Here is a 21,640-nt window from a genome sequence, read left to right as displayed (position 1 = left end):
CTTTTCTGTTTTCGTGATCAATGCCCGCTGCTGCGCCATGGCCTCTCGGCCATCAACTTGGTCGCGGGTGAGTCAACACTGCCTTCTGACATTCAGCGCCGTTCAACCCTGACTTCGGCGAGGTGCTTGATGCGACGGGCGATCATCGGACTCTTGCGCAAGATTTTAGCCACCCGGCTCTTCACTTCAAGCGCGCAACGATATCGGCGCCCTATGATCCCTACCTTGAGCCGCGCGTCGTCCGTGCTGGTTGGCACGGCAGCGTTCGCACTCCTGGCCCCGCACGCCGCTGTTTCCCAAGGCCGCATTGAAATAGTAAATTTCCAAAGCGTTACCTTCCCCGGCAGCCTGTTTACGCCTCCTTTTATGGCCGCCCCGCAGGAGGGGTCGCCGGCAATGATCTTTGGTATTCTGAGGCTTCCGGAGACTACGGACCGGGTTCCTGCCGTCGTCATAACGCATGGTTGTTCGGGCATCACGGGAGCGGAGACGTACTGGGCGGAAAGTCTCATTCAACTCGGCGTCGCTACGTTCGTCGTCAATAGTTTTGTCGGGAGGAGTATTCCGCGTGTCTGCTCAGGTCCTCACACAATAAGCACGGCCAGTGTGCTCACCGATGTCTATCGCGCAAGGGATCTTCTGGCAGAGCATCCGCGCATCGACCCTTCACGAATTGCGGTGTTGGGATTTTCCTTCGGTGGCCGCAACGCGCTCTGGGCAGCCTCCCCGCGGTTCCAGCAACGCTACGGTCCCGGGCTGTCACCCTTTGCAGCCCATCTCGCGTTTTACCCCACAGGCTGTCATATCAAGCTCATCGATGAAGATCGCGTGGCTGATGTCCCGATACGGATCTTTCATGGCGCAGCCGACGACGCGACGATCATCGGCCGCTGCAGGGAGTACGTCGCACGGCTCCGCAATGCCGGCCGTGACGTCGCCCTGTTCGAATACGTCGGCGCCAAGCACTGGTTTGACAACGCCGATCTCGCCAACCGTCAAACGGCGACCGGCTTCCTGAACTACAGCAAGTGTACGTTTCTCGAGCAAGACGACAAGATCATCGACGTGGTCACCGGCGGCCCGGCAGGAACGGGATCGCCATGCGTGGTGTCGGAGGGGTCGTTTGGTTACAATCCCGCGGCGCGCGAGCAAGCGACAGCGGATGTGCAGAATTTTCTGCGATCGTTGTTCAAGCTTTGACCGCCGCACAGGCAGGGGTCATGGCCTCAACTGACCGGTCGGGACACATGGCGTCGTTACGCTACGATGCGGAATTTGGTCCGCTATCATAGACAGGGCAGCAGCAGCCCCCGCCTCCGCGCGCACCCATGTGCGCAGAGTCTCGATGAACGGCGGCCAGTTCGAAAGACGCGACGGGAGCAATCCGCCGGCCGGCGCCGCCCCCTGCGGCGGCCAGGTCCCGGCGTAGCCTCTCCTGCCGCCTGGAAGCGGCTATCCGCGGGCGAGTGGAACAGATGCGAAATGCGGACGAAAGAATGTCCGCCCGTCGTCCAGCCGATTGAGCCGAAAGTCTCAGAAGGTGCCGGTGTGATTGGGGATTTGACTGCTGTCGCGCCTCCGATCCCGGACAGTGGGGACGGAGGCATTGGAAGCTCGCGGCATGAAGGCCGCTGGAGCTTTTCTCAGGTGGTTCAACGCTCCTCTGAGACCAGGCGTTGCGGCCGCTACTTGCAATGTTGGCCTGTCGCGTCGCGCACCCGCACATGGCAATTCAAATCCCGGCCCACGTCGCCGAGCCAATTCCTCTCCTCCCGACCGCAAGTAGATAACGGTCGGGCCAAAGGCTCGGCAACCACCCTTCTCAGCTGGCTGGATGATGCCAGCGATCGTGCCACCAGGTGCTGAAATCGCGATCGGTCGCTAGTTCCCAGGCTGCAAGCAAAATCACCAATATGCCTGAGACCACACTGCTTGCCGTGGCCGATACCGACTCGTAGCCGACCGTCCAAGGTACCGCCACCAGAGCCAAACCGATGAGGATCTCTCCCCATTCCTCCAGATAGGAGGGAATGACGAATCCCTCTACGGCAAACAGAATGACGCACAAGCCAAGGGCGATAGTTAGCACGACTTCTGCCCCAGCCATGCCCAGGGCGAACGGCGACACGACCAGCCAGACACCCACCACCAGGCTGGCAACGTCCTGCCAGTGTTGAATGCGCATGATACTCACCTCCTCTCCTCCATGAATATGGTGGCGCCGCGCTGAAAAACGCGTTCCTCAACCTGCGTTGTGTTGACGCTGCTGCTGCCCCCGGCGCCGTCGTCCCACCCTGGCCGCCCATCACCCCAAAAACGCTCTTGCAAGTGCGCTGCAGCAGGACGCACGCTGCGTGCGCCTGACCAGTGTCGACGTCTCGCGGGCCAGCGGAACGGAAACGAACCGCCGTCTCGATCGATCCGGTGCGCGCAAGTACGCATTGCGGCTTGTTGAAGCCCTCCGGCAGCGATAATTTCACTTCACTTTATGGTTGTACGAGACCCCGGCTCAGATGCAAAAATCCAGACTTGCTGTCCGCGTTTGGCGGCGAACGGGCAACGCGGCTCGCCGCCGCCTCCTTCTTACCTTCGCCGTCGCTTCGTTTGCATTGCTTGCAAACGGCACCGCAAAGGCCGCATCGGAAAACAATATCCCCCAGCGGGCTGTGCTGTATGACGAGGACCCTTCCGATCCCAAGGGCACCAAATATGAAGGCTCGGTCTCGTGGCGTACCGTCCCAATCAAGGCTGCGGGTCAGCCTGACGAATTGGCCGTCTACGCCGACGTCGAGATTCCATGGCGCAAGCTCAAGCTGACGCTGTCATTCCGGCGCAATACCGACAAATCCCTGCCAGCCAGCCACACCGCGGAACTGAGATTTACCTTGCCACCGGATATTGCCGTCAGCAGCGTTCCGGGACTGCTGACGAAATCGAGCGAACAGAGCCGTGGCGTTCCGCTCGCCGCCGTCGTGGTCAAGGTCACCGACTACTTCTTCATGGTAGTGCCTGCAGGACACCCCTGCAGACCGCGCCAAGAACCTGCAGCTGCTGCTCGAGCACACATGGTTCGATATTCCGATCGTCTATTCCAGCGGCCGCCGCGCCATCATCGCGATCGAAAAAGGAACGCCCGGCACCAATGCATTCAAGGTCGCTTTCGGCGCCGGGAATCCGGCTCACGCGCCTGCAACGTCGCCGTCGCGTCCGGGCTATGCTGTTCAGGTATCCGCCCAGAACAATGAAGCGGACGCGCTGGCTTCCTATCAGGTGCTGCAGGCCAAATTTCCCGCCGTGTTGGGATCACGCGCCCCCATCGTCAAACGCGTGGACGGCAACGACGGCGTGCTCTACCGCGCTATGGTCGGCCCGTTTTCGACCGCCGACGAAGCGTTCGATTTGTGCGAGAGCCTGAAGGCCGCCGGCGGAGAATGCATCGTCCAGCGAAATTGACGGGCGAAGGCCGCAGCGTCCCTATTGCTGGATCAACGGCGCCTTCGACGACACGTGATGGCTGACGATTTTCCAGTCGCCGTCTTCGCGGGCGATCACCCAGGTGATCTTGACCGACAGTTTTACGGCGCCTTCATCGGCGTCGAACGACGCCGTGCCGGCGACATTGACCAAATCGGGTCCGGCCTGCTCGGCCACGACATCGGTGAACTGGACGGCCGACGTCCGCCACCGCGGCAATCCCTTGAAGTAGGCCGTGACGCCGTCGCGTCCGCGATAGAGTTTCGGGTTCGAGCCGAAGAACAGCGCGTGCCTCGAATAGAGCGAAGCGAGCGCGTCGGCGTCCAGCCTGCTGAACGCCGCGGCCCACTTCGCCATGGTGCCGGATGCGATGTCGTCGGCCGGGCTGTGCATCGGAATATCCAATCGGTTTGAAGCGACGTCAGCCCTTCTCAGCCCTTGGCGACTTCCTTGGCAAACGTGTCGCGCAAGCCGATGGTGCGGTTGAACACTGGTTTGTCCGCCGTCGAATCCTGGTCGCGCACGAAATAGCCCTGCCGCTCGAACTGCATCACCTCGTTCGAATTGCTTTCGGCGACGCCGACCTCGATCCGCGCGTCGGACAGCACTTCCAGCGACTGCGGGTTGATGTCGGCGGCGAAATTGCCGGCGTCGGGGCTCGGTTTTGCAAATAGCTGGTTGTAGACGCGGATTTCAGCAGGCCGCGACTGCGCCGCCGGCAGCCAGTGCATGGTGGCCTTCACCTTGCGTCCATCGGGCGCGTTGCCGCCCTTGGTGGCAGGATCATAGGTACAGCGCAGCTCGACCACCTCGCCGGCGTCATTCTTGATCACGCCGGTGCATTTGATGAAATAGGCGTAGCGCAGCCGCACTTCGTTGCCCGGAGAAAGCCGGAAGAATTTCTTCGGCGGGTTCTCCATGAAATCGTCCTGCTCGATATAGAGTTCGCGGCCGAACGCGATGCGGCGGGTGCCGGCATCGGGATTGTCAGGGTGATTGACGGCCTCGAGCTCCTCGACCTGGCCTTCAGGATAATTCTCGATCACGACCTTCAGCGGCCGCAGCACCGCCATGCGGCGCTCGGCCGTCTTGTTGAGCAGTTCGCGGATGCAGAATTCCAGCATGCCGACATCGACTACGCTGTTGGATTTCGCCACCCCGATGCGCTTGACGAATTCGCGCACCGCTGCCGGCGGCACGCCGCGCCGCTTCAGGCCGGCGACGGTCGGCATCCGCGGATCGTCCCAGCCGGCGACATGGCCCTCGCGCACGAGCTGCGTCAGCACCCGCTTCGAAAGCAGCGTGTAGGTGATGTTGAGCCGGGCGAATTCATACTGCCGCGGCTTTGACGGCACCGGCAGCTTGTCGAGCAGCCATTCATAGAGCGGCCGGTGATCCTCGAACTCCAGCGTGCAGATCGAATGGGTGATGCCTTCGATGGCGTCCGACTGGCCGTGGGCATAGTCGTAGCTCGGATAGATCGACCATTTGTCGCCGGTGCGCGGATGATGGGCGTGCAGGATCCGGTACAGCACGGGATCGCGCATGTTGATGTTGCCGGAGGCCATGTCGATTTTGGCGCGCAGCACGCGGGTGCCGTTCGGGAATTCGCCGGCCTTCATGCGGCGAAACAGATCGAGGTTCTCGTCCACCGGCCGGTCGCGGAACGGGCTGTTCTTGCCGGGTTCCGTCAGCGTGCCGCGGCTGACGCGGATTTCCTCCTGCGACTGGTCGTCGACATAGGCATGGCCGGCCTTGATCAGGCCTTCCGCCCAGTCGTAGAGCCGCTCGAAATAGTCAGAGGCGTAGTAGAGATCGGTTCCCCAGTCGTAGCCGAGCCAGCGCACGTCGGCCTGGATGGAATCGATATATTCCTGCTCTTCCTTGGTCGGGTTGGTGTCGTCGAAGCGCAGATGGCACTTGCCGCCAAACTCCTGCGCGATGCCGAAATTAAGGGCAATCGACTTGGCGTGGCCGATATGCAGGTAGCCGTTCGGCTCCGGCGGAAATCGGGTCACGATCCGGCTGTGCTTCTGGGTGTCGAGGTCGGCCTGGACGATGTCGCGAATGAAATCGCGCCCTGCTTCTGCCGCTGCCGGTTCTGTGGTCATTACGTGTTCCCGCTCGGTAAGCGGCCCTTCTGCCAAATTCGCCCCTGCCCGCCAAGCCTGCTTTGGCCAAGGCAGCACTAAAGGGCTGACTTTAACGGCGAGACTTTAGTTATGCACCGTCCTGCTATACACCACGGCCGTTCACGCATAGGCCTGCCCCAATCATGACCGATTCCGTCGTCACCCGCTTTGCCCCCTCGCCGACCGGCTTCCTCCATATTGGAGGCGCCCGCACCGCGCTGTTCAACTGGCTCTACGCCAGGAAACACGGCGGCAAGATGCTGCTGCGGATCGAGGATACCGACCGCGAGCGGTCGACCGAGCCGGCGATTGCCGCGATCCTCGACGGATTGAAGTGGCTGGAGCTCGGTTGGGACGGCGACGTCATCTACCAGTTCAGCCGCGCCGCCCGCCACCGCGAGGCTGCCGAGTCCCTGCTCGCCAGCGGCCGGGCCTATCGCTGCTACGCCACGCCGGAGGAACTGACGGCGATGCGCGAGAAGGCCCGCGCCGAGGGCCGCACCCGCCTCTATGACGGCCTGTGGCGCGACCGTGACCCGTCGGAGGCGCCCGCGGGCATGAAGCCCACCATCCGCCTCAAGGCGCCGCAGACCGGCGAGACCGTGATCGAGGATCAGGTCCAGGGCCGCGTGGTCTGGCAGAACGAGAACCTCGACGATCTCGTGCTGCTGCGCGGCGACGGCAACCCGACCTACATGCTGGCGGTCGTGGTCGACGACCACGACATGGGCGTCACCCACGTGATCCGGGGTGACGATCATTTGATCAACGCCGCGCGCCAGAAGCAGATCTACGACGCGCTGGAGTGGACGCTTCCGAACATGTCCCATATCCCGCTGATCCATGGGGCCGATGGCGCGAAGCTGTCGAAGCGCCATGGCGCGCTCGGGGTCGAGGCCTACCGCGCACTCGGCTATCTGCCGGCGGCGCTGCGCAATTACCTGGTCCGGCTCGGCTGGGGCCATGGCGACCAGGAGATCTTCTCGACGGAGGAGATGATCGCCGCGTTCGACCTGCCCGCCATCGGCCGTTCGGCGGCGCGGTTCGATTTCGCCAAGCTGGAAAACCTCAACGGCCACTACATCCGCCAGGCCGACGATCAATCCCTCGTGACCATGTTCGAGCAACTGCTGGATCATGTCCCTGACGGCGCCGAGCTGAAGGCCAAGCTCAACGACACCACGCGGGCGCAATTGCTGCGAGCGATGCCGAGCCTGAAGGAGCGCGCCAAGACGCTGCTCGAATTGATCGCGGGCTCCTACTTCATCTTTGCCGACCGTCCGCTCGAGCTCGAGCCGAAAGCGGCCGCCCTGCTGACGCCGGAAACCCGCGGTTTGATCGGCAAGCTGCGCGATGCGCTGGAGGCCGTCACCGACTGGAATTCGGAAACCACCGAAGCCGCCATGCGGAATTTCGCCGAGCAGAATAACCTCAAGCTGGGCGCGGTCGCCCAGCCGCTGCGGGTGGCGCTGACAGGGCGGACGACGTCGCCCGGAATCTTCGACGTGCTGGCGGTGCTGGGGCGGGATCAATGCCTGGCCCGGCTCGGCGATCAAGCCGCGGGATGAACCCCTGCTATGTGCTAGCGGCGGCCATCTTGCAGTGCACAGGGCAATAAGCTACCCCTTTCCGGCCGCCTTCTAGACAATCCGGCCTGCCCCTTTTCGCCCCAGAGAATGGCATCAGGAACAGCCGGTTTTCGCAACGATTTCATCGGGGACTACACGATGGACGCAAAATCCAGCAACAAGACCGCAACGCTAACGGTAGGTAACAAGACCTACGATTTCCCGATCCTGAGCGGCACGGTGGGGCCGGATGTCATCGACATCGCCAAGCTCTACGGCCAGGCCGGGATGTTCACCTACGACCCCGGCTTCACCTCCACCGGCAGCTGCCAGTCGAAGATCACCTATATCGACGGCGACGCCGGCATCCTGGAATACCGCGGCTATCCGATCGAGCAGCTCGCCGAAAAGGGCGATTTCCTCGAGACCTGCTATCTGCTGCTGTACGGGGACCTTCCGACCAAGGCGCAGAAGGAAGATTTCGACCACCGCGTGATCCATCACACCATGGTTCACGAACAGATGGCCCGCTTCTTCCAGGGCTTCCGCCGCGACGCCCATCCGATGGCCATCATGGTCGCGGCCGTCGGCGCGCTGGCCGCGTTCTATCACGACAGTACCGACATCAACGATACGAAGCAGCGCATGATCGCCTCGATGCGCATGATCGCCAAGGTTCCGACGCTGGCCGCGATGGCCTTCAAATACACCGTCGGCCAGCCCTTCGTGTACCCGAAGAACTCGCTCACCTTTGCCGAGAACTTCCTCAACATGTGCTTCGCGGTGCCTTGCGAGGACTACAAGATCAACCCGGTGCTGGCTGACGCGCTGGACAAGATCTTCATCCTGCACGCCGACCATGAGCAGAACGCCTCAACCTCGACGGTGCGTATCGCCGGCTCTTCCGGCGCCAATCCGTTCGCCTGTATCGCCGCGGGCATCGCCTGCCTGTGGGGACCGGCGCATGGCGGCGCCAACGAGGCTGCACTGGCGATGCTGGCCGACATCGGCACCGTCGACAAGATTCCCGAATTCATCGCCAAGGTGAAGGACAAGAACTCGGAAGTCCGCCTGATGGGCTTCGGACATCGCGTCTACAAGAACTACGATCCGCGCGCCAAGATCATGCAGAAGATGTGTCACGCCGTGCTGGCCGAGACCGGCCATGGCGACGACCCGATGCTGAAGGTCGCGCTGGAGCTGGAAAAGATCGCGCTGAGCGATCCCTACTTCATCGACCGCAAGCTCTACCCGAACGTCGACTTCTATTCGGGCATCACGCTGAAGGCGATGGGCTTCCCGACCTCGATGTTCACCGTGCTGTTCGCGGTCGCCCGCACCGTCGGCTGGATCAGCCAGTGGAGCGAGATGATCGAGGATCCGCAGCAGAAGATCGGCCGTCCGCGCCAGCTCTACACCGGCGTCGCCCGCCGCGACTACGTCGAGATGGGCAAGCGCAAGTAAGGCCTGACGGATACGAGACCGAAGAAAGCCGGATGCGATCGTCGCGTCCGGCTTTTTTTGTAGGGTGGGTGGAGCGCAGCGATACCCACCGTCAAGCCGAAGAAAGTTGGTGGGTATCGCTGCGCTCCACCCACCCTACGATTCCAGGAGACCCTCATGCTCACCGGAAGCTGCATGTGCAAAAGCGTGGCCTATGAGGTGGACGCCGAACCCGGCGCCATCGTGCACTGCCACTGCGCCACCTGCCGCAAGGCGCATGGCTCGGCGTTCTCGACGGTGACCAGCGTCCCGCGTGACCGCTTTCGCTGGACCAAAGGCGAAAGCCTGCTCCGGGGATTTGAATCCTCGCCCGGCAAGCAACGCTATTTCTGCACGCAATGCGGCTCGCAAATCATCGCCGAGCGCGCCGGCACTGGCAACATCCTGCTGCGGATGGGGTGTCTGGACACACCGATCACCAAGCGGGCCGTCGCACACATCTGGCGATCGGATTGCGCGACGTGGTTCGACCCGAAGGATCAATTGCCGGAGTGGCCGGAAGGTTCGGCACCGAAGGGTTAGCGCTAGAGCCTTTTCCGTTCCGCTTGTATCGGAACGGGGCTCTAGATTCTTGGTTTGACGCGTTTTCTTAACGCGAACCGGCGTCCACTTCGCTGGAAAACGCTCTACCGCCGCGCCTTGCGCATCGTCGCGAGCACGATATCGGCGGCGCGGGCGCTCGGCGGCGTGTTGCCGGTCGACATGATCCGGTCGATTTTCGCGAAGGCTTCGAGCTGCTTTCGACGCAGCGCGGAATCGCCAAGCAACTCGCGCAACACCTGCGATAGTTTTTCCGGCGTGCAGTCCTGCTGCAGGAATTCTGGAACGACGTTTTCGCCGATCACGAGATTGGCCAGGATCACCGAACTCACATTGATCGCCCGCCGCAGGATCCAGGCTTCCGTCGCGCCGGTGCGGTAGGCCGTCACCATCGGCACGCCTGATAGTGCAAGCTCGAGCGTTACGGTGCCGGATTTTGCCAGCGCCGCATGCGCGATCCGGAACGCGGCCCGCTTCTCCTGTTCGCCGATCACGACGCGGGGCTGCACCGTCCAAGTCTTCAGCGCTTCCGCGACCGGCTCCTGCAGATGCGGCATGGTCGGCAGGATCAGTTCGAACGCGACGCCCTCGGCATTGAGCCGCGCCAGCGCCTGGCCGAACACCGCCATGTGGTGGCGGATCTCGCTGCGGCGGCTTCCCGGCAGCACCAGCAGTACCGGCGGCGGCGCGTCGCGCCGCTGTCGCTCCTCAGAGGTGGGCCGGAGCGAGGCGAGCTGTTCGGTCAGGGGATGGCCGACATAGCTGCAGGGCGGCCCGCGAAGCCTCTGGTACGCCTCTGGTTCGAACGGCAGCAAAGCCAGCACGTGATCGACATAAGTCAGCATCGCGCGGGCGCGGCCCGACCGCCACGCCCAGACCGAGGGCGAGACATAGTCGACGATCGGAATGTTGGGATCGCTGGCGCGGACACGCTTCGCCACGCGGTGGGTGAAATCGGGGCTGTCGATGATGACGAGAATGTCGGGCGCAGCCTCCGTGACCGCAGCGGCGGTTTGCTTGATCAACCGCAGGATCTTCGGCAATTGCTTGACCACCGCGGCAAGGCCGATGATCGAGAGTTCCTCGATCGGAAACCACGAGTTCATGCCCTCGCGCGCCATCGCGCGGCCGCCGACGCCTTCGAACTGCACCGCGTCGCCGAGGCGCTGGCGCAACACTTTCATGAGATTGGCGCCGAGGCGATCGCCGGATTCCTCCGTCGCGATCAGGACGATCTTGCGCACCGTGTCGGTGGTCGGACGCGGCGGCATCACGCCGGCAGCCCCTGGATGAAAAGGCCGGCGCTGTCGGCGGCATCGATCATGGCCTGCGCGTCCGCCGCGATGGTTTGTCCGGCAATGATGGCAATGCCGGCAAGCCCTGCCTTGGCCGCGCCTTCGACCGTCGTTGCCCCCACCGTCGGCAGGTCGAAGCGCAAATCCTGGCTGGTCTTGGGCGCCTTGACCAGTACGCCACGGCCCGTGCTGGCGCGGATGCGGCCCTCGCTGCGCAAGCGCGCCACGCGTGCCAAGAGCCTGTCGGTGCCCTCGATGTCTTCCACCGCCACCACGTGACCGTCGATCACCACGACGGCCTGGCCGATGTCGAACGGGCTTAGCGCGCGCAACACCTCCCGTCCCTTCTCGATGTCGGCGGTGCCGGCCGGATCCGGCGTTGCGCGGGCAATCCGTCCCTCGGGCATCAGCATATCAGGGGCAACCTGCCTGATGCCGACCATGCGAAAGCCGTCCTGCTCGAAAATCCGGCCGATCCCCGACAGCAGATGGTCGTCGCCGCCGCGAAACGCCGCCAGGATAGGGCCGATAACGCGGATCGTCCCCCAGTCCAGCCTGATTTCCGACAGCGCCGGCCGCAGCAGCGTGCCGATGAAGATCAGGTCGCGGCAGCCTTCGCTGCGCAACAGCTTTTTCGCCCGGCCGATCTGCCCGACCGAAATCCAGTGGTGGCGAAAGCGTTCCGCCCGGACCGGGTCGCAGGAGCCCCGCAGCGCGAACAGCACCGGCGCGATGCCGCGAGCGGCAAGCGAATCCGCGACCGCGAACGGCATGGCGCCACCGCCCGCGATCACGCCGACCGGCGAAGAAATCTCTGAAGCCGCTGAACTCATGGGCTGCGGCGATCCCGTCATCAGGATTTATGAGCGTCGTCGGCCGGCAGGCACAGCGCGCGATGCTTGCCCGCATCGATGAAGGCGAGGATTTCCGCGATCGCCGGATCGTTCGCCGCCAGCGGCTGAACCTCGCTCAGCCGCTCGGCAAAGATGCCGGGGCCATGGAACAGCTTTTGATAGAACGCGCGCACCGTGACGAGCCGGTCCTTGGTGAATTTGCGCCGCTTCATGCCGATGATGTTGAGGCCCTCGAGGCTCGCATACTGGCCGTTGACGAGGCCGAACGGGATGACGTCGCCGCGCACGCCGCAGACGCCGCCGACCATCACCTGCGGCCCGATCCGGGTGAACTGATGCACGGCGGACAGCCCGCCGATAAAGACGAAATCGCCGATCTCGCAATGGCCGCCGAGTGTCGCGGACGTCGCGAAGATCACGTCATTGCCGACCTGGCAATCATGACCGACATGGCTGCAGTTCATGAAGTAGCCGCGCTCGCCGACCCGCGTGACGCCGCCGCCGGCAACTGTGCCGGCGTTCATGGTGACGGATTCGCGGATGGTGCAGCCGGCCCCGATTTCAAGCCTCGTCAGTTCGCCGCGATAGCTCAGCGATTGCGGCGGGGTGCCGAGCGAGACGAACGGATAGATCGTGCAGCCGTCGCCGATGGATGTCCGCGCCGTGATGTGCACATGGCCGATCAGCTTGCAATTGGCGCCGATCGCGACGTGAGGCCCGATGATGCAATAGGGACCGATCGAGGTGCCCTCGCCGATCACAGCGCCATCTTCAATCCGCGCGGTGGGATCGATCATGCTCATCAGGACAGGTCCGGCCATTCGTTAACAAGGAAGACGCTAAATCGTCGGGTTTTCCGGTGGTTACCGCGACTTTGCCTGATCTGTCCAGTGACGTATGATCTCGGCTTGTTTCAGCATTTGTGACACCATGGTCCGAGTTGCCGCGGCGATTTTCATGCACCTGCTGGCCACGCCGGTCGTTTCCGAAACGATCGATGTCGCCGGCCGCAGCAGCATCGACCTGAACAGTTTCGAGTGCCGTGACATCACCCGCAGCAGCATCGTGCAACGCGTCTGCTACGACCGCGCGAGGCGCCATCTGATCGTCGCGATCAAGGGAGCCTACGACCAGTATTGCGATCTGCCGGCCGAGACCTACGACGCCTTGCTGGGCGCGCGGTCGATGGGCGGGTTCTTCAACCGCCATATCAGGGGAGTGTCGGGCGCTCGCTTTGCTTGCCCGAATTAATCCGTGAGCATCGCGCCGACGTCAGCCTCGGCGACCACGGCGCCATTGACCTTGGCGTCGCCGTGAAACCACCACATCGCCTTGCGGCGGCCGATCGAGCGCATGTGGTATTCGATGGTGTCGCCGGGCAGCACGGGTTTGCGGAACTTGCACTTGTCGATGGTCAGGAAGTACACCGCGCGCGGCTTCTCGGTGCCTTCGACCGACTTGATGCCGATCACGCCGGCGGTCTGCGCCATGGCCTCGATCATCATCACGCCGGGATAGACCGGCCGTTCCGGGAAATGTCCCTGAAACGCCGGCTCGTTGAAGGTCACGTTCTTGACGCCGATGCCGGAGTAATCGGTGCGGATGTTGATCACCCGGTCGATCAGCAGCATCGGAAAACGATGCGGAAGCGTCTTGAGGATCTCGTTGATATCAACGAGTTCAAACCTGACCGGCACCTCCTCCATCACTCCCGTCCCTCGTTCTTCGGATCGGCGGCGTCCTGCGCCAGTCGCTCCACTGCAATAATCTCCCTAAACCACTGTTTGGTTGGTTTTGCAAAAAAACCGCCCCAGCGGCCATTGGGCGGGATGTCGTCCTTGACCCCGCTCATGGCGGTGACCTGGGCACCGTCGCCGATCTTGAGATGGTTATTGATGCCGACCTTGGCGCCCAGCGCGACATTGTCCCCGATCGTCAGGCTGCCCGCGAGCCCGATCTGGGCTGCGAGCAGGCAGTGCCTGCCGATGGTCACGTTGTGGCCGATCTGGACCTGATTGTCGATTTTGGTGCCCTCGCCGATGACCGTATCGCGCAGGCTGCCGCGGTCGATGGTGGTGTTGGCGCCGATCTCGACATTGTTCTGGATCAGGACGCGGCCGGTCTGCGGCACCTTCAGATGGCCCTCGGGACCGAAGAAAATGAAGCCATAGCCATCCTGGCCGATGCTGCAGCCGGGGTGGATCAAAACGTTGTTGCCGATCAGGGAGAACTGGATCGCGGTACGCGCGCCGACATTGCAGTCCCGGCCGATGCGCACCTCGGCCCCGATCACGGCCCCTGCACCGATCACCGTTCCCGCCCCGATCTCGACCCGAGGGCCGATCACCGCCAGCGGATCGACGATGACGCCGTCTTCCAGATGGGCGGACGGGTCGATGATCGCCGACGGGGCAATTCCGTCATTATCGAACCAGGACTGTGGACGCAGCGCGTCTTCATGCCACTGGCGCGCGATCTGCACGAACGCGCGGAACGGCTGGGCGGTCCGCAGCACCGCGACATGAGGCGGTACCTGCGCCTCAAAACGCGGGCTGACCAGGCAGGCACCGGCCTTTGTCGCGGCGAGCTGGTCGGCGTATTTGAGGTTGTCGAAGAACGCCAGATGCATCGGGCCGGCCTCGTCGAGCGACGCGAGGCCCCGGATGAGATGGCCGCCATGTGCGGGGTCGACCAATACCGATTTCGTCAACGCGGCGATATCAGCCAGCGTCGACGAAGGCGGTTGCTTGAAGAACATCGGCTGCGCCATTCCACCCGTCGCAGTCCGGCCGGCTGTCGCTTCAGAGGCCCGGTTCTGAATAATCAAAACCGACGCCTCTCTTTGTTTTGACGCGTTTTCTTCACGCGAACCGGGAATCCACTTCGCTTGAAAACGCTACGTTTAGAACGATGTGCCGCCGCCGAACCTGAATTCCTGCGTGCGGTCATTCTTACCCTTGGTGATCGGAACCGCATAGTCGAAGCGCAGTGGACCGAACGGCGACGCCCAGATCAAGCCGACACCGACCGAGCTGCGGACCACATTGCCTTCGTCATACTGCAGGCCGAGGCAGGTGCCCGGCGTCGCCGGATTGGTCGTCGGCCGCACGCAGCCGGGAACGTTGACTTCACCGGTCTGCGCCCACGAGGTCGTGCCCCGGTAGTCAAACAGGCCGCCGGCGTCAGCATAGATCGCGCCCTTGAGCCCGACTTCCTTCGGCAAGAACCAGAACGGCATCTGCAATTCCGCCGACGCGCCCCAATATTTGGTGCCACCGAGCGCGTCACCCGTACCGTAGGGGTTGATGTCGCGCGGGCCGATGCCGTTCGGCGCAAAGCCGCGGACCAGGTTCGGGCCCATCTGGAAGTGATCGAGCATGCGCAGCTGGTCGTTGCCGAGCTGGTTGAGCATGCCGCCCTGGAAACGGAGCAAGCCGACGATATCGGCGACCAGCGGCGTGTAGTACTTCGCATCGATCGCGGACTTGACGTAGGAAACGTCGCCACCGATGCCGGCGAAGTCCTGCTTCCAGTCGACCAGCAAGCCGGTGGTCGGGTTCTTGTTGTTATCCAGGGTGTTGTAGTTCAGCGAATAGCCGACCGACGAGGTCAGGGTCTTGCCGCTTTGCAGCTCCTTGCGGACCGGCAGCGAGGCTTCGCCGTCGCTGTAGCACCACAGACCGACGCCAGAGGCATCGGTAGCGCCCAGTGCGGTCGCGGCCGGCACACCGTTCAGATTCACCCAGGCCGGCGACGGGTTGAACGCCAGCAATCCGTTGTTCGGGTTGTTGTTACAGTTCGACAGCGAACTCGGCAGCTGGATTTCCTGCTGATAGATCGAATAGCGCAGCTGCAAGGCCAGATCTTCGCGCAAGGTGAAGCCGAGGCGCGGGCTGAAGCCCATCGTCTTGGTTCCATACGAGATGTAGCTGTTGGCAAGTTGCTGGCGCTGGAACAGGTCGAGGCCGAGCGCGACGCGATAGTCCAGCAGATACGGCTCGACGAACGACAGCGAGTAACCACGCGCATACTGGCCATAGGTGACCGCCGCCTTCGCATACAGACCGCGGCCGAGGAAGTTGCGTTCCGAGATACTGACTTCGGCGAGCGCGCCGTCGGTGGTCGAATAGCCACCAGATACCGAGAAGTCGCCGGTCGACTTCTCGTCTATATCGACGATCAGGACGACACGGTCGCTGGACGACCCCGGCTCGGTGATGATCTTCACGGTCTTGAAGAAGTCGAGATTCTTCAGCCGGCGTTCGGCACGATCGACCAGCGCGCGATTGTAGGCGTCGCCTTCCGAAAGGTCGAACTCGCGGCGAATCACGTAGTCGCGGGTCCTGGTGTTGCCCCGGATATTGATGCGCTCGATATAGGTTCGCGGGCCTTCATCGATCGAGTACACGATCGAGACGGTGTGCTGTTCGAAATTGCGATCGCCGCGCGGACGCACGATGGCGAAGGCATAGCCGCGCCGCGAGGCTTCGATCTGCATTTCCTCGACGGACTTTTCGAGCGCCTCGGCATTGTAGAGCGATCCGACGCTGACACGCGAGAAGCTGCGCATCGAGTTCACATCGAGGGTTGCAATGCTGGTCTGGAAATCGACGGTGGCGACGCGGTATTGCTGCCCTTCCTCGATCTTGAAGGTGACGAGGAAGCCTTTGCGCTCCGGATCGTATTCGGACAGCGCGGCCACCACTTGCACGTCGGCAAAGCCGTTCTTGAGATAGAATCGGCGGATCAGGTCACGGTCGGCCTCGACCCGGTCCGGATCGTAGACGTCGGCGCCGCCGAGGAAGCTCAAGAGGTTGGATTCGCGCGTCTTGATGACGTCCTTCAGCCGGTAGGACGAATAGAACCGGTTGCCGATGAATTCGATGTTCTTGACGCCGGTCTTGCCGCCTTCGCTGATCGTGAAGATCAGGTCGACGCGGTTGTTCGGCTGTTCAATGATTTCCGGGGTGACGCTGACGTCATAGCGGCCCGAGCGACGGTAGATTTCAGCGATCCGCTGGGCGTCCGACTGAACCATAGGGCGCGAAAACGTGCCGCGCGGCTTGGACTGGATTTCGGCCGAGAGCTGGTCGTCCTTGACCTTCTTGTTGCCCTCGAAGGCAATGCGCCCGATGACAGCGTTTTCGACCACGACCACGATGATCCGGCCGCCGGCCTGATTGATTCGCACGTCCTGGAACAGGCCGGTTTCGATCAGGGCCTTCAGGCCGTCATCGATTTGGGCCTGCCCGAGGCGGCCGCCGGGTCCCGGCTTGAAATAGGAGCGAATGGTCTCGATTTCGACGCGCCGATTCCCTTCCACGGAGATCGAAGCCACCGTCTGGGCAGCAGCTGGCGCAGCAAAAAGCACCCCCGCCACCGTGGCAGCCACCGGCACGGCGAACATGATCGAGGCGGCCAACAAGCCCCCCCGCACTCGCATTCCAAACATCATGCGCCAAGCGCCCTTGTCATTCTTGTGCTGGCCCGCACCCCCACGAACCAGCAGATTCCCATTTTCCGCATGTCTTGTAGCCAATTTCCCCAAGGCGGCAAACGGAACATCGCTCCGCAATTCCATTTTCATTCCAAGACGTTGCCGATGGGCAACGCCACAAAAAAGCCGCTTCACGATGCCGCCAGATGCAGGATGTCGTTATAGGTCGCAAACACCATCAGCATCAGCACCAAACCCAGTCCGATCCGGAACCCCATCTCCTGAGCCCGATTCGACAGCGGGCGTCCCCGGACCGCCTCCACGGCATAGAACAAAAGATGACCGCCATCGAGCAGCGGAACCGGGAACAGGTTCAACAGGCCGATCGAGATCGACAGCACCGCTGCAAGGTGCACCAGCGCGGTAAAGCCGATGGTGGCCACCTGCCCCGAAATCTGGGCAATCCGAATCGGGCCACCGACCTGGTCGGCTGCTTCCCGGCCGGTAAAGACGCCGCCGATATAGGCCAGCGTGCGATCGATCACGAACCAGGTTTCCTTGACGCCGAGCCACATCGCGGTTGCCGGATCGACCCGTTCGGTCACGACATCGCCCGGCGCGGTCGCGCGGGTGATGCCCAAAACGCCGAGCCGGTGGGCGTTGCCGAACGGATCCTTTACTTCGCGCTGCTCCGGCGTGCCCTTCATTTGCAGCGTGGCATCGCCGCGCTTGATGGTGAAGTTCAGCTGAACGCCGGCATTGACGCCAACGACGCGCTGCATGTCGGAGAAGCTGCCGATGGTCTTGCCGTCGATCGCGGTGACGATGTCGCCGACCTGAAAACCCGCCTTCGCAGCGGCGCTGTTGGCTTCGATCTTGTCGACGCGCGCGGTCGTGCTCGGCTTGCCGAAGAAGGTGAACAGGCAGGTGAAGATCACGATCGCCAGGATGAAATTCGCGATCGGTCCGGCGGCAACGATCGCCGCGCGCGGACCGACTTTCTTGTGGTGGAAGCTGCCTGCCTGCTCTTCCGCGCTCATGCTGGCAAGCGCCTCGGTCGAGGGCGTTGACGCTTCGGTGTCGTCACCGAAGAACTTCACATAGCCGCCGAGCGGGATCGCCGAGATTTTCCAGCGGGTGCCGTGGCGGTCGTTGAACCCTGCAAGCTCCGGCCCGAAACCGAGCGAGAACGTCAACACCTTCACGCCGCACCAGCGGGCGACCAGGAAATGGCCGAGCTCGTGGAAGAAAACAACGATGGTCAGGACGAACAGGAAGGGAATGATGTAGCCGATGAGCCCACTGCTCAACGTATTGAAACTATGTAGAAAAAACTCAGTCATTCGATTCCCCTCGCGCGAGCCTAAGGCTGCGCCCCCAACCCTCTAGGATGCCTTTAAGGCAATTTGAGGCAATAGGGAGGCAGCTTTATTTCGCGCATTATGGTCAACGGAAATCGCATCATCCGCCGAGCTCAAAGGCGCCAGGTTTCCGGAGCGGACCCAGTCGTTCATGGTCGCCTCGACCAGCCGTGCGATCGCGCCGAATCTGATCTTGCCGGCGATGAAGGCTGCCACCGCCACCTCATTGGCGGCGTTGAACACCGTGGTCAAACCGCCGCTGGCGCGCAGCGCGTCGTAGGCCAGCCGCAAGCCGGGAAATCGCTCGAAATCCGGTGCCTCGAAGGTCAGCTGGCCGATTTTGGCGAGATCCAGCCGCGCCGAGGGACCGACGATCCGATCGGGCCAGCCGAGGCAATGGGCGATCGGGATGCGCATGTCAGGCGCGCCGAGCTGGGCCACCACCGAACGGTCTGAGAATTCGACCATGCCGTGGATGATCGACTGCGGATGTACGAGCACATCGATCTCGTCGGGCGCCAGCGCGAACAAATACGACGCCTCGATCACTTCGAGCCCCTTGTTCATCATCGACGCCGAATCGATGGTGATCTTCTGGCCCATGCTCCAGTTCGGATGCTTCAGCGCCTGCGCCAGCGTCGCCTGCTCGATGTCGGTAGAGGTCCAGGTGCGGAACGGCCCGCCCGACGCGGTGATGATCACGCGCACAAGCTCGTCACGGTTGCCGGAACTGAGCGCCTGAAACAGCGCATTATGCTCGGAATCCGCAGGCAGAATGCAGGCGCCTGCCTTGGCGGCGCGCTGCATGAAGAAATCGCCGGCGCAGACCAGGCACTCCTTGTTGGCAAGCGCGACCGCCGCCCCGCGGTCAACAGCGGCGAGCGCCGGCTTCAGCCCGGCGGCGCCGCTGACGGCGGCCATCACCCAGTCGGCCGGGCGCGCCGCGGCCTCGATGATCGCGCTCTCGCCGGCGCCGCATTCGGTCCGCGTGCCGGCCAGCGCTTCCTTCAATGCGCCGAGTTTGGTGGGGTCGGCGACCGCCGCAAAGCGCGCGCCGAATTCTCGTGCCAGTTTGGCGAGCCCCTCGACATTGCCATTGGCGGTCAGCGCCTCGACCTGGTAGCGGGCGCGGCCGCCGCGCAGCAAATCCATGGTGCTGTCGCCGATGGATCCGGTGGCGCCCAGCACTGTGACGGTGCGCGCGGCGGATGCCGCGGCCTTGTTATTACGCAATGGAACCGCGCTCATTTTTTCACCAAATCATAAGACCGCGGCCAACGCCATCGGCGCCGCCCCGGAGGAAACCGATCAGCGCCGCCACCGCGACAGCTGCAACAAATCCGTCCAGGCGATCCAGCAGCCCGCCATGGCCGGGAATGATCTGGCTGGAATCCTTGACGCCAAAGCGCCGTTTTACCGCAGATTCAAAGAGATCGCCGAGTTGAGAAACCACCGAAAGAACGCCTGATATCATCAACAGCGGTCCGATTTTCCCGAGATCCAGCACCGCGAATATACCGGCCACGGCAAGACTTGCGACAAAGCCGCCAAGGGCGCCGGCCCAGGTCTTTTTGGGGCTGACGCGCGGCCAGAGTTTTGGGCCGCCGATGCCGCGGCCGGCGAAGTAGCCGCCGCTATCGGTCACCCACACGATGACCAGCAGGAAGATCAGAGCGATAAAACCCTTCACGGGATCGAGCCGCAGCAGGACAGACGCGACCTCCGCTACCGCCGCATAGCAAAACCCCGCAGCGCTCCAGTTTCGCTGCGCCGGCGTGATCAGGAAGACCGCCACCAGGCCGACAGCCAGCACCGCCATCGCAACATCGATCCGCCCGATGGCGAGACAAAGCCCCGCCACGGCCAGCGCGACAATACCTGTTGCGACCACGCGCTTGTCAGCCGCGCAGCCCACCACCATCAGCCATTCGACATAGAGGCCGATCGCGACCGCCGTCACCAGTGCAGCCCAAAACCAGCCGCCGGCATAGGCGATGGCGACGGCGAGCGGAATCAGCACGGCGGCTGCAATGATGCGCGTCGAGAGGTTGCGCGTATCCTGTTCGGCAGCGGCCGCCGGCGCGGCCTTGCCCTCGGTCACGATCCGGTTTTCGCGGCCAGACCGCCGAAACGGCGCTCCCGTCTGGCATATTCTGCGATAGCGCTTTCAAGTGCCGCCTTGTCGAAATCCGGCCAGTGGATCGGCACGAAGACGAGCTCGCTGTAGGCCGCCTGCCACATCAGGAAGTTCGACAACCGCTGCTCGCCGCTGGTGCGGATGATCAGGTCGGGATCGGGAATATCCGGCGCGTCGAGATATTGGCCGAGCGTGTCTGTGTCGATCGATGCCGGATCGCGCTTGCCTTCGGCCACTTCGCGCGCCAGCCGTTGCACCGCGTTGGCGATTTCCTGGCGCGACCCGTAATTGAAAGCGACGACGAGATTGAGCTTGGTGTTGGCCCGCGTCAGGTCCTCGGCCTCGTTCAGGAGCGCGCAGATATCCGGCTCCAGTCCTTCGCGCTCGCCGATCACGCGCACCCTCACCCCGTCGCGGTGCAGCGTCGCCAGATCGTTGCGGATGAAACGACGCAGCAATCCGAACAGGTCGCCGATTTCGGTCGCCGGTCGCGACCAGTTCTCGGAGCTGAACGAGAAGATGGTCAGATAGATCACCCCGAGTTCATGGGCGGCACGCACCACGCGGCGCAGCGCATCAACACCGCGGCGATGGCCCTCCGCGCGCGGCAATCCCCGCGCGGCCGCCCAGCGCCCGTTGCCGTCCATGATGATCGCCACGTGCAAGGGACCGGTTCGATCCGGTCCTTCGGTTGCGGGGGCGGCGGCGTTCGGCATCGTTAAAGTTCCAGGACCAGTCCTAAAGTCTCGGTCTCAAGTTTCGATCTTAAGGCCTTAAACGGTAAGGATTTCCTTTTCCTTCGCCGCCAGCAATTGATCGATCTCGGAAATCATCCCGTCGGTCGCCTTTTGCACGTCATTGGCCAGGCGCTCCTGGTCGTCCTCGGAGATTTCGTGGTTCTTCTCGAGCTTCTTGACCGTATCGAGCCCGTCGCGGCGGACGTGCCGGACCGCAACCTTGGCCGCTTCGGCGTATTTATGCGCGACTTTGACCAGTTCCTTGCGGCGTTCCTCGTTGAGTTCCGGAATCCGAAGGCGCAGCACCTGCCCTTCGGTCGCGGGGCTCAGGCCGAGGTTGGAGTCGACGATCGCCTTCTCCACGGCCTTGACCATGGATTTGTCCCAAACCTGGACGGAAAGCAGCCGCGGTTCGGGCACGCTGACGGTTGCGAGCTGATTGAGCGGCATGTGCGTGCCGTAGGCATCGACCTGGACCGGCTCCAGCATGGACGCGGCCGCACGACCGGTGCGCAAACCGCCCAGTTCATGCTTGAGCGCCTGGGTGGCACCCTGCATGCGGCGTTTCAATTCGTTGATGTCAAAACCAGGTGTGGGCATAA

Annotated in this window: 19 protein-coding genes and 1 pseudogene; 6 read left to right on the top strand and 14 right to left on the bottom strand. The window is 63.0% G+C overall.

All coding sequences use genetic code 11. The annotated features are described in order from the left end of the window. The first annotated feature begins 129 nt into the window (after window positions 1-129). The gene (locus JQ609_RS08535; protein ID WP_212273014.1) at window positions 130-1,200 is read left to right on the top strand and encodes a dienelactone hydrolase family protein; all 1,071 of its coding nucleotides are present in this window, start codon (window positions 130-132) and stop codon (window positions 1,198-1,200) included. Window positions 1,201-1,822: 622 nt separating this feature from the next. On the opposite strand, the gene JQ609_RS08530 is transcribed toward JQ609_RS08535, so the two are convergent. Then, window positions 1,823-2,185 carry an SPW repeat protein gene (locus JQ609_RS08530; protein WP_212273012.1) on the bottom strand — a complete coding sequence of 121 codons (363 nt, stop codon included), beginning with the start codon at window positions 2,183-2,185 and terminating at the stop codon, window positions 1,823-1,825. Window positions 2,186-2,651: 466 nt separating this feature from the next. Here JQ609_RS08530 and JQ609_RS35870 point away from each other — a divergent pair. Next, window positions 2,652-3,453, top strand: a pseudogene (locus JQ609_RS35870) (SPOR domain-containing protein); the annotation flags it as partial. Between the two features lie 21 nt (window positions 3,454-3,474). Here JQ609_RS35870 and JQ609_RS08520 read toward each other — a convergent pair. Both JQ609_RS08520 and JQ609_RS08515 read right to left on the bottom strand, forming a co-directional pair. Next, complete coding sequence (locus tag JQ609_RS08520; RefSeq protein WP_212273010.1) at window positions 3,475-3,867, bottom strand: nuclear transport factor 2 family protein; 393 nt, start codon at window positions 3,865-3,867, stop codon at window positions 3,475-3,477. 38 nt (window positions 3,868-3,905) lie between these two features. Then, window positions 3,906-5,585: a glutamine--tRNA ligase/YqeY domain fusion protein gene (locus JQ609_RS08515; protein ID WP_212273008.1), complete on the bottom strand. Its 1,680-nt coding sequence runs from the start codon at window positions 5,583-5,585 to the stop codon at window positions 3,906-3,908. A 164-nt stretch (window positions 5,586-5,749) separates the two neighbouring features. Here JQ609_RS08515 and gltX point away from each other — a divergent pair, with 164 nt between their 5' ends. The 3 genes from gltX to JQ609_RS08500 all read left to right on the top strand — a co-directional run bounded on the left by gltX (window position 5,750) and on the right by JQ609_RS08500 (window position 9,199). Beyond that, a complete protein-coding gene (gltX, locus tag JQ609_RS08510; RefSeq protein WP_212273006.1) occupies window positions 5,750-7,174 on the top strand; it encodes a glutamate--tRNA ligase in 1,425 nt (474 codons plus the stop codon). A gap of 159 nt (window positions 7,175-7,333) precedes the next feature. Then, window positions 7,334-8,638, top strand: a complete 1,305-nt coding sequence (gene gltA / locus JQ609_RS08505; protein WP_212273004.1) for a citrate synthase — start codon at window positions 7,334-7,336, stop codon at window positions 8,636-8,638. 156 nt (window positions 8,639-8,794) lie between these two features. Next, window positions 8,795-9,199, top strand: a complete 405-nt coding sequence (locus tag JQ609_RS08500) for a GFA family protein (RefSeq protein ID WP_212273001.1) — start codon at window positions 8,795-8,797, stop codon at window positions 9,197-9,199. Between the two features lie 104 nt (window positions 9,200-9,303). Here the strand turns inward: JQ609_RS08500 and lpxB are convergent, their stop codons facing one another. From lpxB to lpxA, 3 genes are read right to left on the bottom strand one after another with little or no spacing between them, the layout of a single operon-like run. Beyond that, window positions 9,304-10,488: a lipid-A-disaccharide synthase gene (gene lpxB, locus JQ609_RS08495; RefSeq protein WP_212273171.1), complete on the bottom strand. Its 1,185-nt coding sequence runs from the start codon at window positions 10,486-10,488 to the stop codon at window positions 9,304-9,306. Further along, a complete protein-coding gene (locus JQ609_RS08490; protein WP_212272999.1) occupies window positions 10,488-11,345 on the bottom strand; it encodes an LpxI family protein in 858 nt (285 codons plus the stop codon). The genes lpxB and JQ609_RS08490 overlap by 1 nt, the downstream gene beginning before the upstream one ends. Before the next feature lie 20 nt (window positions 11,346-11,365). Further along, window positions 11,366-12,169 (bottom strand): acyl-ACP--UDP-N-acetylglucosamine O-acyltransferase, encoded by an 804-nt coding sequence (gene lpxA / locus JQ609_RS08485; protein ID WP_212272997.1) that lies wholly within the window; start codon window positions 12,167-12,169, stop codon window positions 11,366-11,368. Between the two features lie 154 nt (window positions 12,170-12,323). On the opposite strand from lpxA, the gene JQ609_RS08480 reads away from it, so the two are divergent. Next, the gene (locus JQ609_RS08480) at window positions 12,324-12,617 is read left to right on the top strand and encodes a KTSC domain-containing protein (protein WP_312014818.1); all 294 of its coding nucleotides are present in this window, start codon (window positions 12,324-12,326) and stop codon (window positions 12,615-12,617) included. Here the strand turns inward: JQ609_RS08480 and fabZ are convergent. The 8 genes from fabZ to frr form a co-directional block, all read right to left on the bottom strand. Continuing rightward, on the bottom strand, window positions 12,614-13,072 hold the full coding sequence (gene fabZ, locus JQ609_RS08475; RefSeq protein WP_212208065.1) for a 3-hydroxyacyl-ACP dehydratase FabZ: 459 nt from the start codon (window positions 13,070-13,072) through the stop codon (window positions 12,614-12,616). The two genes, JQ609_RS08480 and fabZ, sit on opposite strands and share 4 nt — an antisense overlap. Continuing rightward, window positions 13,072-14,136, bottom strand: a complete 1,065-nt coding sequence (lpxD, locus tag JQ609_RS08470; protein ID WP_212272993.1) for a UDP-3-O-(3-hydroxymyristoyl)glucosamine N-acyltransferase — start codon at window positions 14,134-14,136, stop codon at window positions 13,072-13,074. The genes fabZ and lpxD overlap by 1 nt, the downstream gene beginning before the upstream one ends. Window positions 14,137-14,268: 132 nt before the next feature. Continuing rightward, entirely contained in the window at window positions 14,269-16,821 is a 2,553-nt protein-coding gene (gene bamA, locus JQ609_RS08465; RefSeq protein WP_212272992.1) for an outer membrane protein assembly factor BamA, read from the bottom strand. A gap of 173 nt (window positions 16,822-16,994) precedes the next feature. Beyond that, window positions 16,995-18,146: an RIP metalloprotease RseP gene (rseP, locus tag JQ609_RS08460; RefSeq protein ID WP_212208068.1), complete on the bottom strand. Its 1,152-nt coding sequence runs from the start codon at window positions 18,144-18,146 to the stop codon at window positions 16,995-16,997. 42 nt (window positions 18,147-18,188) lie between these two features. Further along, window positions 18,189-19,412 (bottom strand): 1-deoxy-D-xylulose-5-phosphate reductoisomerase, encoded by a 1,224-nt coding sequence (dxr, locus tag JQ609_RS08455; protein WP_212272990.1) that lies wholly within the window; start codon window positions 19,410-19,412, stop codon window positions 18,189-18,191. A 4-nt stretch (window positions 19,413-19,416) separates the two neighbouring features. Beyond that, window positions 19,417-20,265 carry a phosphatidate cytidylyltransferase gene (locus JQ609_RS08450; RefSeq protein ID WP_212272988.1) on the bottom strand — a complete coding sequence of 283 codons (849 nt, stop codon included), beginning with the start codon at window positions 20,263-20,265 and terminating at the stop codon, window positions 19,417-19,419. Next, window positions 20,262-21,017, bottom strand: coding sequence for an isoprenyl transferase (locus JQ609_RS08445; RefSeq protein ID WP_212272986.1), 756 nt, complete (start codon window positions 21,015-21,017; stop codon window positions 20,262-20,264). Before JQ609_RS08445 ends, JQ609_RS08450 begins: the two co-directional genes overlap by 4 nt. A 57-nt stretch (window positions 21,018-21,074) precedes the next feature. After that, window positions 21,075-21,638 (bottom strand): ribosome recycling factor, encoded by a 564-nt coding sequence (gene frr / locus JQ609_RS08440; RefSeq protein WP_212001459.1) that lies wholly within the window; start codon window positions 21,636-21,638, stop codon window positions 21,075-21,077. Window positions 21,639-21,640: the final 2 nt, after the last annotated feature.

The sequence above is a fragment of the Bradyrhizobium sp. AUGA SZCCT0169 genome, from assembly GCF_018130085.1.
GTDB lineage: Bacteria > Pseudomonadota > Alphaproteobacteria > Rhizobiales > Xanthobacteraceae > Bradyrhizobium.
The sequence above is the reverse complement of the archived record's forward strand: the minus strand, read 5'-3'. Positions and strand labels throughout refer to the sequence as shown.